Origin of the sequence: Streptomyces longispororuber, assembly GCF_024448165.1 — a bacterium.
GTDB classification, from domain to species: Bacteria; Actinomycetota; Actinomycetes; order Streptomycetales; family Streptomycetaceae; genus Streptomyces; species Streptomyces longispororuber_A.
The window spans coordinates 1-11,402 of sequence record NZ_JAMOLN010000271.1 but is presented as its reverse complement, the minus strand read 5'-3'; the positions used below and the strand labels follow the sequence as shown (position 1 = coordinate 11,402).

The following is an 11,402-nucleotide window of genomic DNA, read 5'->3' as shown; positions in this document are numbered from 1 at the left end:
GCCGGCCCGGGTGGTGGATTGCCCAGGGCGGGGTGGGCTCGGCTCGGGGGCTAGCCGCAGCAGCCGCCTCCGCAGCAGCCGCCACCGCCACCGCCTCCACTACCGCCGGACGGCGCCTGCGGGGACGGGGTGGTGCCTGCCAGGCCTACCGTCGAGAGGAGTTTCACCGTGTCCGGGTGGCCCGCCGGGCACGTCGCGGGGGCCGAGGACTCGGCCATCGGGCGGGACAGTTCGAACGTGTCGCCGCAGCTGCGGCAGCGGTATTCGTAGCGAGGCATGCGCCCAGATTACGGGTCGTCGCGCAGCGAGAGGTCGAGGAGTTCCAGCATCGCCGTGTAGGCGCCGTCGGAGTCCATCTCCCGCACCCGGTCCGCGACTTCCGCGTGGCTGGCCACCGGGTGGTGGTGCGGGCCCGCGAACACCAGCCGGCTCCGCGCGCCGAGCGCCGGCACGATGACCCGGAGCAGCTGGGCGAAGAACCGGTTGCCGGAGGCCCTGAGGAGGGTCGAGTGGAACGCCATGTCGGCGCCCGCGGCCCGCACCGGATCGCCCTCCAGGGACCGCTCCGCCACGGCCATCGCCGTCAACGCCTCGTCGAGAGCGGCCAGATCCTCGTTCGAACGGTGCTGCGCGGCCAGCGCCGCCGCCGACGGTTCGACGGAGCGGCGCAGTTCGTGCAGGTCACCGAAGAAGGCGGTGAGCGCGGGCGCGGGAGGTGGGTGGGCCGCCAGCGTCCAGCGCAGGACGTCCGGGTCGAGGAGGTTCCAGTCGGACTCCGGGCGCACCTGCCACGTCTCGTCCACCATGTCCTTCGTCACGAGCACCCGGACCGCCGCCGCGAACACGGCTCGGGCGACGGTCGTCGACTCGATGGTCAGACAGGACGGTTCGAGTAACGTGCCCGCGCCGTACGTGCCGTCGGCGATGCCGCGCGCCAGTGCCTCGACCACGATGCCGCGCAGGTCGCGCCCGGGCCGCGGCACCGGCGGTGAGCTGGTCATGCGGAGCAGGCTCGCACGCCACCCCGGGCAATATCAATCGGCGCCGGGCCGGTCGTCCGCCGCGTGCCGGGCCCGCCAGTACGGGTTGTCGTGCGGAAGGGTGCCGCTGACCCGCCCGTACATCCCGAAGAACATCAGCAGCAGTCCGACGACGAAGCTGAAGAGGACGTTCTGGATGCGGAAGGCGAGGAAGTTCGCGCCGGTGTCCAGCAGCGCCAGGTTCACGAAGCCGCTGAGGATGAAGAGGATGCCGAGCACCATGTTGAGCGTCGACGCGAAGTTTCCGCCGATCAGCATGCCGACGAACAGCAGCAGGCCGACGCAGATGGACAGGACGCTGAGCGCGCCGTTCGTGTTCAGACCGGCGACCGTGTCCCCGCCGGTGTCGAAGAAGCCGACCTTGTCGATGAGCCCGAGGATGCCGAAGGCGAGCAGGACGAGTCCCATCAGGCCCGCGCCGGTGCGGTACACCTTGCTCAGCCGGTGATCGACGGGCAGGTGCTCGTCGAGGGTGACGTGCCGCCGGGATCCGGGGTGGAGTACGTGCGTGGCCATGATCGCCTCGCCTCCTTGCACATGCGTCACGTGCGCGTACGCACGCACTACAAGGATCCGCCCGCCGCCCGGCGAGTGCCAACCGCGTCAGCCGCCGCCGCGCTCCTCGCGGATCTGGGCGACGACCCGGGCCACCGTCTGCCGCACGGCCTCCGTCTCCGTGAGGAAGTGCCAGTAGTCGGGGTGGCGGCCCTCCAGGCCCTCGACGGCACGGTCCAGGCGGCCCACGGAGTCGTCGAGGGGGCGGGCGTGCCGCGGGTCGGGGGTGCTGCGGCCCGCCATCGCCAGCCGCTGGGCGTCCCGGATCGCGAACCGGGTGCGGTCGATCTCCTGCTGGGGGTCCTTCGCCACCGCGTTCAGCCGCTGCAGGCGGTCGGAGGCGGCGGAGACGGACTCGTCCGTGCTGTTCAGCAGGGCACGGACCGTGGACAGCAGGGCGGTGGCGTCCGGCCAGCGCTGGGCCTCGCGGGCGGTGCGGGCCTCGGCGAGCTTGGCCTCGGCCTGCCGCACGTTCTCCCCGGCGAGCTCCGGTACGCGCTGCAGGTCCTGCCAGCACGCGGCCGTGAACCGGCGCCGCAGCTCGCTCAGGATCGGCTCGACCTGGCCGGCGCGGGTGGTGAGGGCCTGGGCGCGGGTGCGCAGGGAGACGAGCCGGCGGTCGATCTCGGCGGCCTTCTCCGGGAGCCGGTCGGCCTCTGCCCGCACGGCCTCGGCGTCCCGCGCGACCCGCTCCGCGCGCTCCAGGGTCTCCGGTACGCCGTGCTGCCCCGCGCCCTGGTTCAGCCGGGTCAGTTCGGGGCCGAGGGCGGCGAGCCGGGCCGCGAGGTCGTCCGCCTTCAGGCCCGCCTGCCGTACGGCGTCCAGTGCGGTCGTCGCGGCGAGCAGGGACTGGCGGGCGCGCTCCACGGACGGGGCGAGGCGGGCCAGCTGCGTCTCCGCCTTGCCGAGCAGCGGGCCGAGGCCCTGGGCGAACCGGTCCAGGTCGCCCTTGACGCGGGTCAACTGGTCCTTGGCGCCGGTCAGTTCGCCCCGTGCGCGGGTCGCCGCGCTCGCTTCCAGGTCGTCGCGGTCGAGGTCGTGGGCGTCGACCGCGGTGATGTACTGCTGGCTGACCTCGTCGATGCGGTGGCCGAGCTGCTGGAAGTCGGTGACGGCGCGGCGGGCCGCGGGGGAGTCGTCGACCGCGGTGATCGTCTCTATCGAGATGCGCAGGTCCCGCTGGGCGGTGTCCAGCTCGTAGAAGGCGGCGGCCGCGGCGTCCTTGGCGGCCTGGGCCTCGGCGCGCTGCGACTCGGCCCGGCCGCCGAACCACCGGCGGGTGCCTCCGGCGTTGAACGTGGAGGTGAGCGCGGCCACGAGGAGGGGGACCGGGAGCAGGGTCAGCGTCAGGAAGTCGCGGATCGCTGGTCGCGCAGTTCCCCGCGCCCCTTCGGGGCTCGTGGTGGAGCGCGGCGGTTTCCGCGGGCCTTCAGGGCGTGATGTCCCTGCGCAGGAACCGGGGGCAGGGGACGACGAATGCTGTTGCATGGTCGTCGTCGCCGTCACTAACCTCTCCCGTGCTGCCCGTGTCGTATCGTCCTGCCCGGTTCATTCTCCCACCGGTTAATGACGAACACACGGGCCGGTTAGTTCGCGGTTCGGACCGTGACTTTTCCGTCCTGGGCGCGGGCGGACACCCGGTGCTCGCTGCGCGGATCGCGGGGGACCGAGACGTCGACGGCGCCGTCGTCCGTGTCCGTGGTCACCCGGTACCTGGCGGAGCCGGGCAGGCCGAGGGTGAGGGAGCCGTCCTGGCTGGTCGCCTCGACGCGGTCGGGGACCGTGCGCAGGTCGATGCGGGCCTCGCCGTCCTCGGTGCGGACGGTGACGCGGCGGGCGTCGATGCCGGTGGCGTGCAGCGAGCCGTCCTCGCCGTTCAGGCGCAGCGGTCCCGAGCTGTTCTCGACGCGGACGGAGCCGTCGCTGGTCGAGATGTCCAGGCCGTTCCTGAAGTCGCGGGCGTGGACGCTGCCGTCGTCGTTGCGGACGACCACGGCGACGCCGCGCGGCACCTCGACGCGGTGCCGGGCCGAGCAGTTGACGATGAAGCCGCTGCAGTGCATCCGCAGGGTCAGCCGGTCCTCGGCGGACCGCCACGACCAGGTCGCCTCGGGCGAGGAGCCGATCACGGTGGAACCCTCGAACCACCGGGTCACCTTCACCTCTTTCCCGTCGCCGGGCACGAGGTCGAGCCGGGAGTCGTCCGAGTCGACCGTGAGCGTCTTGCCGTGCAGGGCGAAGGAGCGGTGCTCGGGGCTGGTGTCGTCCGACGAGTCGGCGCCGCACGCGGTGGCCGTCGCCGCGACGGCGACCACGGCGGTGGCGGCGGCCAGGGCGCGGACGGTGCGGGGCGAACGGGCTCGCATACGGACTGACATACGGGCTGACATGGTGAACTCCCCCTGTGGCGGCTGGTTCTGCGGTGCCGGGACGGTGGCCGGCACTGATGAACGTACGAGGGGGAAGGGGGCCGGCGGGATCCGGTCGGCCACCGGATCGCGGGTGGGGTTAACCCCCGCAGGGGCCCGGCGGGGACTCGGCACGGACCCGGCATGGAGCTGGTCGTTACTGGTGTGCGGTGCACGGCCGTCGGCAAGGTAGGCTGTCGGCTCGTCCTGGTCACAGCGCCAGGGATCCCGGGTGCGTAGCTCAGGGGTAGAGCGCCTGCCTTACAAGCAGGATGTCGGCGGTTCGAAACCGTCCGCGCCCACCGCAGGAAGCAGAGGGAAGACCCCCGGGTCTGGTCGTGGTGATCAGATCCGGGGGTCTTCTTCGTGTGCGCCCCCGGCGGGCCGGGTGGCGTGGACGTGCTTGAGGCGGGCCCGGGCCCGCACCGCGTCCGTGCCGGAGAGCGCCGCCCAGTGGCGGTGACACGTCACGAAGACGGCCAGCTCGCGCTCGCGCTGCCGGAGCTTCTCGATCTCGGCCTGCTCGTCCTCGCTCCAGCCCGGTGACGCGGGGCGCTCCAGCTTGCGCCAGCCCTGGGTGTCGCTGATCGCGTCGAGGGGCTCGACGGACCAGGGGAGTCTCTTCAGGAGGGCCACCAGGTCGGCCCGGATCTGGTGCAGCTCCTCCTGGCCCGCGAGGAGGTCGCTCGGGTAGTCGAAGGGATCTGGGGCGGAATCGTCGTCGGTCGCTGCCACCCGGCAATGCTACGTCTGTTCGAATTCGCGGTGCGAGCAACTTCGCGGAGTTCACGCGAACGTGTGTCCGTTCCGTGGGGCGGCGGCAGACTGGAGGCATGTGCCGAAGCATCAAGACCCTCCGCCCGCCCGTCCTCCCCGAAGAGGCCACGGAGGAGGAGGTCAGAGCCGCTGCCCTGCAGTACGTGCGCAAGGTGTCCGGGTTCCGGGCGCCCGCCGCGCACAACCGCGAGGTGTTCGAGCGGGCCGTGGACGAGATCGCCAGGGCCACCGCCGAGCTGCTCGACGGCCTGGAGGTGCGGGGAGCGGCGAAGCCCGCTCAGGCTTCCTGAGCCTCCGGCACGGGGCGGCGCATCACATAGGCCGCCACGATGCCCGCGCCCACCAGGGCGAGCAGCGAGACGACGGTGGACAGCCAGCTCGCGCCGAGCCACTGGGCGCCGAAGTAGCCGAGCGCGACGCTGTACGCCGCCCAGGCCACGCCCGCCAGGGCCGACCAGGGCAGGAACTCGCGGACCCTGCGGTGGGCCGTGCCGGCCGCGAAGGAGACGACCGAGCGGCCCGCGGGCGCGAACCGGGCGATGATCACGAGCAGTCCGCCGCTGGACCGGGCGAGGGCCCCGCCGAGACGTTCCTGCGCGGTGGTCAGCCGGCGCGAGCGCGCGATGGCGCGGTCCAGGCGCTCACCGCCGCGCCAGGCGAGCCGGTAGGCGACCAGGTCGCCGAGGACCGAGGCCGTGGCGGCGCTGAGCGTGAGGAAGAGCAGGTCGGGCACGCCGTGCGGGATCTCGCCCGTGGCGGTGCCGGCCGCGGCGGCGGTGGCCGCGGTGATCACGAGGACGCCGCTGGGCAGGACGGGCACGAAGACGTCGAAGAGCACCGAGAGCGCCACGATCGCGTAGATCCATGGGCTGCCGGTCAGCGACCCCACACTCTCCAACACCGCGAGCCAACTCCCCGTACGGACCGATCCCTGGACCGTTCCCTCCGGACAGGAGCGGCTTCATGACAGCTGTACAGCGTACGCCTCAGAAGTTGCTCAAGTGACGCAAGGGGTACAGATGTTCCCCACGTCACGTTCACTCGTGTGCCGGTTTTGGCGCTGCGCCGGGCGCCCGATTCCCGTACGAAGGGCGGTGAACCGGGGGAAAACCGAGTGACCGGAGGAACCGGCGATGGTGGCAGGAATGGTGACCGGGGCTCTCGCGGCGGCCGTGTTCGCGGCAGGCGGCGGGACCGGAGGAGCGGCGGATTGCTACTGGCTGGGGGTCGGAGGGGACTTCGCGCCGCCTTCGGCGATCGCTTCCTCGCGCGCGATCACGTACGACATGGAGCTGGTGCCCGCGGCGGCCGGGGTCTCGGTCGGGCAGCACGGCGACAACCACGGCATGACCGTCACGCTGCGTGTGGACGGCCTCGTGCCCGGCCACGTCTACGGCGCCCACGTCCACCAGAAGCCGTGCGGCGCCGACCCGGCCGACGCGGGCGGGCACTACCAGCATGTGGTCGACCCGAAGCAGGTGAACCGCGAGAACGAGGTGTGGCTGGACTTCACCGCCGATGCCCGAGGCAACGGTTCTGCGGTCACGCACAAGGACTGGGGTGTGCGGCCCGGCGGGGCGGGTTCGGTCGTGCTGCACGACGAGCCCGGTACCGCGGGCAAGCGCGTGGCCTGCGTCACGGTGCCGTTCGTCTCGCAGCCGTAGGTGCTGCTCAGGTACGACGGCGGCGCCCGCCCTCCGTGAGGGGAGCGGGCGCCGTCGTGCGTGCGGGTCAGGCCGCGACGGTCTCGCGCGCGGGCGCCGTCTCGTCGGCCGCCGCGCCGCGCCCGGCGAAGAGCCGGTCGAGGCCGAGGGCGCCGGAGCCGGTGAAGACCAGCAGCAGCATGGCCCAGCAGAACATCGCGGAGGGCTCGCCGCCGTTCTGGAGCGGCCACAGGGACTCGGGCTGGTGGACCTTGAAGTACGCGTAGGCCATCGAGCCCGAGGAGACCAGCGCGGCGAACCGCGTGCCGAGGCCCAGCAGGACCAGGCCGCCGCCGACGAGCTGGATCACGGCCGCGTACCACCCGGGCCAGGTGCCGGCGGGGACGGTGTCGCCGTTCATGCCGCCGAGGACGCCGAACAGCGAGGCGGCGCCGTGGCTGGCGAAGAGCAGGCCGACGACCATGCGGAACAGGCCGAGGGCATAGGGCTGGGCGTGATTGAGACGTCCAGTCATGGGGGGACTCCTTCGGTCGGGGACGTAACCGAGTCACCGGTGGGGCCGGCGCCGCCGTTGCCGCCGTCCCACCGATGGGGGAGCGGCTCAGATTAGGAGAACCTAACCAATGCTTGCAACTTCAACATTCGGCCATGGTCGTCTTCCGTTTTGCCCCCCATGTCGCCTCCCGCGACGGTCCGCAGCGCGGCCCGCGCCACCGCGTCGGCGTCCGAGAGCGTCACCGAGTCGACGCCGGGGCGGGCCCCGGCGGCGGTCACCCAGTGCACTCCCTCGGTGGGTACCCCGAACGCGAACCGCCGTGCGTGGGCGACACCCTGACGGTCGATCAGACGGTATGGGCGCGGTGTCACGTCGAGCCCTCCGGTTTCGTAGCCGTCGACCGTGTGCGGCCGGGCCCGGCCCGTCTTCAGGAGCCCGGCGAGCAGTTCGTCGGCGGTCCTGCGGACGTCCGGCTCGGGCAGCCGCGCCTCGACGAGTGTGGTGACCGTCACGGCCGAGCCCGGCACGTCGGGCGAGTGCGCCGTGAACTGGCCGTCGCGCGCGCTCACTTCGAGCCGTGGGCCGATCACGGTCAGCACCCCCGCCTCGATCAGCGCCGTCATCTCCTCTATCCGGCGGCGGGGCGGGCCGATCGACAGGAACGCGTTGAGCGGGGTGTACCAGCGGTCGAGGTGGTCGCGGCGCGAGACGCCGGACAGGCCGCCGTGGTCGACGACGAGGCGCAGTTCGTTGCGCAGGTCGCGCAGCACGTCGAGCGCGGCCTTCACGGGGCCGTCGACATTGCCGAGGGCGGCGTGCGCGGCGTCCTCGCGCAACCGGCCCAGGAGCCGGGCGCGCCACTCGGCGGCGGAGGCGAAGTCATGGCCGGCGTCCGGCCGCGAGACCCGGTCCCAGGACCAGTGCCGGTCGTCCGGCACCCCGAACTCCCGCAGGACGTCCGCCTCTTGGGGCGAGCGGTGCGGGGCGTCGAGGAAGCGGTCCCGGAACTCCGGGGCGGTCCGCCCGTCGGCCTTCAGGAGCGCCTCGTAATAGACGGTCTCGACCTCCTTCGCGACCAGCGGCCATATGTCGGCGAGGAAGTCGGGCGCGTCACCGGAGTCGGCCCGCTTGCGGAACCGGGCTGTCGACTCCGGGGTGAGCACGGCCGGCCGATGGCGTCCGTAAGGGCCCTTGGCGTTGTCGCCGCGCGCCTGGTACGGGACGCCGCGGCGCGAACCGGCGTACAGGCGCGGCTCGTTGCCCGAGGGCTCGTAGCGCAGGGCGCCGCCCCGGCCGGTGGTGTAGCGGCCGCCGCGGCCTTCCGTGAACAGGGCCATGTGGTCGAAGAAGTTGAGGCCGAGGCCGCGCAGCAGGACCGGTTCGCCGGGGGCCACGGAGGTCAGGTCGAGGTCGGCCGGGTTCGCCGGCGGGACGTGGCGCAGGCCGTGCCGGTGCGCGTACTCGGTGAGCCGGCGCTCGGCCGGGGTGCCGACGGCGGGCAGATGGCCCTGGGTGAGGACGACCGCGTGCAGTCCGGCGAGTTCACGGCCGTCGGCGAGGGTGAGCGTCTGGTGGCCGTCGGGGGACTCCGCCAGGCGGACGGCGCGGGTGGCGTGGGTGACGACCTCGACGGCGGGCGGGGCGGCGGCGACCGTGTCGGCGAACACCCGCCGCAGATAACGGCCGTACCGGGCGCGGGTGGGGTAGTCGTCGGGGCCGAGGGGCGCTTCCTCTGCGTTGTCTGCGTTGTCTGCGTCGTCGGTGCGAGCCCACTCGTACAGGCTCGGGCCGGGACGGACCGGGCCCGCGCAGTCGACGCTGTCGTCGGTGAACAGGGTGACCTGGCAGGCCACCGTGTTCATCAGCAGCTCGGGCGCCTGGTCCGTGCGCCAGACGGCGCCCGCGCCCGGCGGCGCCGGGTCGATCATGTGGACCGTGAGCCGGACGCCGGCCGGCAGGAGCTCGTCCACGGAGGCGGTCAGCCGCTCCAGCACGCTGGTGCCGCGAGGGCCCGCGCCGACGATCGCGAGGCTCGCTGAGGGGGTTCCGGCGGGGCGTGACACGGCATTGCGGGCAGGCAAAAGGGAACTCCCGGGGCATGTGGGGCTGCTGGAAGCGGACGGTCCGCCTCATCATGCCGTTTCGCCCGCCCGCCGCGACAGGCCCGGTCGACCGGGCCCCCGGCAGGCCCCCCGGGAGGCCGGTGGCGGGGCTTACGCCAGCCGCCGCTCCGCCGCCCTCGTCAGCCCGCCGGTCCTCGCGTCGGCCTGGTCGAGCGCGAGGTCCGCGGTGCGGTCCCGCATGGTCAGGGTCATCAGCTGGTTGCCGAACCAAGGACCGCCCGTCTTGCGCCAGTTGATCCGCGGGGCGGCCGCGCGGGCGTGCCGGGCGAAGCGGCGGCCGAGGGCGCGCCCGGCGCGGCTCCAGCCGAAGCGGAAGCCGACGCGGATGGAGGCGGGGATGGAGTTGTGGACGGGCGAGCAGGTCAGCTGCAGCACCCGCGCGGCGGGGGCGGTCGCCGCGCCGTCCGGCCAGGCGGGTTCGGCGACGTACGCGTGGTGCACGTCGCCGGACAGCACCGACACGGTCGCGGGGGCGGCCGGGCCCGAACCGGCTTCCTCGATCAGCTCCGTGAGCGCGTCGAACGACGTCGGGAACGCCGCCCAGTGCTCCAGGTCGGCCCGTCTGCGCAGGTTCTCGCCGAACCGCGCCCAGCGCGCCCCGCGCTCACCGCGGCACAGCGCCGCGTTCCACCCCTCGGCGTCGTGGACGAGGTGCGGCAGCAGCCAGGGCAGCGACGTGCCGATGAGGAGGTGGTCGTAGGCGCCCGGCGCGGCGTCCTGGCCGTCGAGGGCCTGGGCGCGGATCCACTCCGCCTCGTCCGGGTCGAGCATCGCCCGGTGCTGCTCGTCGAGGACGCGGGCCGCGCGGGTGTCGACCATCAGCAGGCGGACCCGGCCGAAGTCGCGGCGGTAGCTCCAGCGGACGCAGCCCGGGTCGGCGTCGGCGCGGGCGGCGAACTCCCGTAGCGCGTCCGTCCCGTCGGGGGTCGCGCGCACCGCCTCGTAGACGGGGTCGAGGGCCAGCTCGGACGGCGGGAGGTTGCCTATGTGCTGGTGCACCCAGTACGACATCAGTCCGCTCAGGATGCGCTCCTGCCACCAGGGGGTGGCGCGCATGTCCCGCAGCCAGGCGGCGCTGGTGTTCCAGTCGTCGATGACGTCGTGGTCGTCGAAGATCATGCAGCTGGGGACCGTGGAGAGCAGCCAGCGGATGTCCGGGTCCAGCCAGGACTCGTAGTAGAGGTGCGTGTACTCCTGGTAGTCCGCGACCTGGGTGCCCGGCGGGTCGGTGAGATCGCGGCGGCGGGCCAGCCACGTCCGCGTGGCCGGTGACGTCTCGTCCGCGTACACCTGGTCGCCGAGGAGGACGAGCACGTCGGGGCGCTCGGTGTCCGGGTCCGCGGCGAGCCGGGCGGCCAGCGAGTCGAGGGCGTCGGGGCCGACGGGGTCGTGCTCGTCGGCGGGCGGGGCGGCCCAGCGGCAGGAGCCGAAGGTGACGCGGACGGGCCCGGCCGGGGCCGCCGTGTGGTCCGGGGTGCGGATGGTGCTCGGCGGGAACGCGGAGTCCGGCTCCGGCCAGACCAGGCCGCCGTCGAGGACCACCTCGTACGTGGTCCCGGTCCCGGGGGTGAGGCCGGTGACCGGGACCAGTGCGTAGTGGTGGCCGTCTATCTGGAAGGTCGGCGCGCTGCCGTAGGCGCCGTCGGCGCAGCGCACCTCCGCGACACAGGGCCGGTTCGCCTCGACCCAGACCGTCGCGCACTCCTCGTCCACGTACCTGAGCAATGGTCCCAGGCGCAGCCTCGCCACGTGATCGCCTCCGCGTTCGTGGGGCGTCCCTCCGACGTCCCGCCCGTACGGTACGGAACGTCGGAGGTGGGCGGGCCGGTTCCGGCGGCCCCGATGATCCGGATCCGTCGTCAGCAGCCGCTGAGCCCCGACTGGATCGCCGACTTCTCGGCCGAGTCGACCGTGAGGGCGTAGTAGTGCTTCACCTGGACCCACATCCGCAGGTACGTGCAGGTGTACGCGGTGCGGGAGGGCATCCAGCTGGCCGGGTCCTGGTCGCCCTTGGACTGGTTGACGTTGTCGGTGACCGCGATGAGCTGCGGGCGGGTGAGGTCGTTGGCGAAGCCCTGGCGCTTCGTGGTCGTCCAGGAGTTGGCGCCGGACTTCCACGCCTCGGACAGCGGGACGACGTGGTCGATGTCCACGTCGCCCGACGCGGTCCAGGTGGCGCCGTCGTACGGCGAGTACCAACTGCCGGACGTGGCGGCACAGCTGGAGTCGGTCACCACGTTCGTGCCGTCGCGCTTCAGGACGACCTCGCGGGTGTTGCAGGCGCCGGACTGGGTGATCCAGTGCGGGAACAGGTCACGGCTGTAACCGTCGGACGAGCC

At 73.1% G+C, this 11,402-nt stretch carries 13 protein-coding genes and 1 tRNA gene; 3 read left to right on the top strand and 11 right to left on the bottom strand.

Annotated elements, in window-relative coordinates:
• Positions 1-50: 50 nt before the first annotated feature.
• The 5 genes from M4J07_RS43015 to M4J07_RS42995 form a co-directional block, all read right to left on the bottom strand.
• Positions 51-278, bottom strand: a complete 228-nt coding sequence (locus tag M4J07_RS43015) for an FmdB family zinc ribbon protein (RefSeq protein WP_255981840.1) — start codon at positions 276-278, stop codon at positions 51-53.
• Positions 279-287: 9 nt separating this feature from the next.
• The gene (locus tag M4J07_RS43010) at positions 288-1,001 is read right to left on the bottom strand and encodes a FadR/GntR family transcriptional regulator (protein ID WP_255981838.1); all 714 of its coding nucleotides are present in this window, start codon (positions 999-1,001) and stop codon (positions 288-290) included.
• A gap of 33 nt (positions 1,002-1,034) precedes the next feature.
• Positions 1,035-1,556 carry a DUF4383 domain-containing protein gene (locus M4J07_RS43005; protein WP_255981836.1) on the bottom strand — a complete coding sequence of 174 codons (522 nt, stop codon included), beginning with the start codon at positions 1,554-1,556 and terminating at the stop codon, positions 1,035-1,037.
• Positions 1,557-1,643: 87 nt separating this feature from the next.
• Positions 1,644-3,083, bottom strand: a complete 1,440-nt coding sequence (locus M4J07_RS43000; protein WP_255981842.1) for a hypothetical protein — start codon at positions 3,081-3,083, stop codon at positions 1,644-1,646.
• A gap of 98 nt (positions 3,084-3,181) precedes the next feature.
• Positions 3,182-3,961: a DUF4097 family beta strand repeat-containing protein gene (locus M4J07_RS42995; protein WP_255981834.1), complete on the bottom strand. Its 780-nt coding sequence runs from the start codon at positions 3,959-3,961 to the stop codon at positions 3,182-3,184.
• Between the two features lie 272 nt (positions 3,962-4,233).
• On the opposite strand from M4J07_RS42995, the gene M4J07_RS42990 reads away from it, so the two are divergent.
• A tRNA-Val gene (locus tag M4J07_RS42990) sits at positions 4,234-4,305 on the top strand.
• Between the two features lie 43 nt (positions 4,306-4,348).
• On the opposite strand, the gene M4J07_RS42985 is transcribed toward M4J07_RS42990, so the two are convergent.
• Positions 4,349-4,738: a hypothetical protein gene (locus tag M4J07_RS42985; RefSeq protein WP_255981832.1), complete on the bottom strand. Its 390-nt coding sequence runs from the start codon at positions 4,736-4,738 to the stop codon at positions 4,349-4,351.
• Positions 4,739-4,836: 98 nt separating this feature from the next.
• Here M4J07_RS42985 and M4J07_RS42980 point away from each other — a divergent pair, with 98 nt between their 5' ends.
• Positions 4,837-5,070, top strand: a complete 234-nt coding sequence (locus M4J07_RS42980) for a DUF2277 domain-containing protein (RefSeq protein WP_255981830.1) — start codon at positions 4,837-4,839, stop codon at positions 5,068-5,070.
• Here the strand turns inward: M4J07_RS42980 and M4J07_RS42975 are convergent.
• Positions 5,058-5,681: a DedA family protein gene (locus M4J07_RS42975; RefSeq protein ID WP_255981828.1), complete on the bottom strand. Its 624-nt coding sequence runs from the start codon at positions 5,679-5,681 to the stop codon at positions 5,058-5,060. The genes M4J07_RS42980 and M4J07_RS42975 overlap by 13 nt on opposite strands.
• A gap of 232 nt (positions 5,682-5,913) precedes the next feature.
• On the opposite strand from M4J07_RS42975, the gene M4J07_RS42970 reads away from it, so the two are divergent.
• Complete coding sequence (locus M4J07_RS42970; protein ID WP_255981826.1) at positions 5,914-6,444, top strand: superoxide dismutase family protein; 531 nt, start codon at positions 5,914-5,916, stop codon at positions 6,442-6,444.
• 67 nt (positions 6,445-6,511) lie between these two features.
• On the opposite strand, the gene M4J07_RS42965 is transcribed toward M4J07_RS42970, so the two are convergent.
• The 4 genes from M4J07_RS42965 to M4J07_RS42950 form a co-directional block, all read right to left on the bottom strand.
• On the bottom strand, positions 6,512-6,958 hold the full coding sequence (locus M4J07_RS42965; protein WP_255981824.1) for a DoxX family protein: 447 nt from the start codon (positions 6,956-6,958) through the stop codon (positions 6,512-6,514).
• A gap of 92 nt (positions 6,959-7,050) precedes the next feature.
• Positions 7,051-9,021 carry an FAD/NAD(P)-binding protein gene (locus M4J07_RS42960; RefSeq protein WP_255981822.1) on the bottom strand — a complete coding sequence of 657 codons (1,971 nt, stop codon included), beginning with the start codon at positions 9,019-9,021 and terminating at the stop codon, positions 7,051-7,053.
• 132 nt (positions 9,022-9,153) lie between these two features.
• Positions 9,154-10,812, bottom strand: a complete 1,659-nt coding sequence (locus M4J07_RS42955; RefSeq protein WP_255981820.1) for an alkaline phosphatase D family protein — start codon at positions 10,810-10,812, stop codon at positions 9,154-9,156.
• A gap of 110 nt (positions 10,813-10,922) precedes the next feature.
• Positions 10,923-11,402, bottom strand: a 480-nt coding sequence (locus M4J07_RS42950) for an HNH endonuclease family protein (RefSeq protein ID WP_255981817.1), incomplete at its 5' end; no start/stop codon positions are given.

What these genes read in the sequence shown, in the direction of transcription:
- M4J07_RS42965 (WP_255981824.1), bottom strand. Translation starts at nt 6,958, where the DNA reads ATGACTGGACGTCTCAATCACGCCCAGCCCTATGCCCTCGGCCTGTTC.
- M4J07_RS42970 (WP_255981826.1), top strand. Translation starts at nt 5,914, where the DNA reads ATGGTGGCAGGAATGGTGACCGGGGCTCTCGCGGCGGCCGTGTTCGCG.
- M4J07_RS43005 (WP_255981836.1), bottom strand. Translation starts at nt 1,556, where the DNA reads ATGGCCACGCACGTACTCCACCCCGGATCCCGGCGGCACGTCACCCTC.
- M4J07_RS43000 (WP_255981842.1), bottom strand. Translation starts at nt 3,083, where the DNA reads ATGCAACAGCATTCGTCGTCCCCTGCCCCCGGTTCCTGCGCAGGGACA.
- M4J07_RS42980 (WP_255981830.1), top strand. Translation starts at nt 4,837, where the DNA reads ATGTGCCGAAGCATCAAGACCCTCCGCCCGCCCGTCCTCCCCGAAGAG.
- M4J07_RS43010 (WP_255981838.1), bottom strand. Translation starts at nt 1,001, where the DNA reads ATGACCAGCTCACCGCCGGTGCCGCGGCCCGGGCGCGACCTGCGCGGC.
- M4J07_RS42995 (WP_255981834.1), bottom strand. Translation starts at nt 3,961, where the DNA reads ATGCGAGCCCGTTCGCCCCGCACCGTCCGCGCCCTGGCCGCCGCCACC.
- M4J07_RS43015 (WP_255981840.1), bottom strand. Translation starts at nt 278, where the DNA reads ATGCCTCGCTACGAATACCGCTGCCGCAGCTGCGGCGACACGTTCGAA.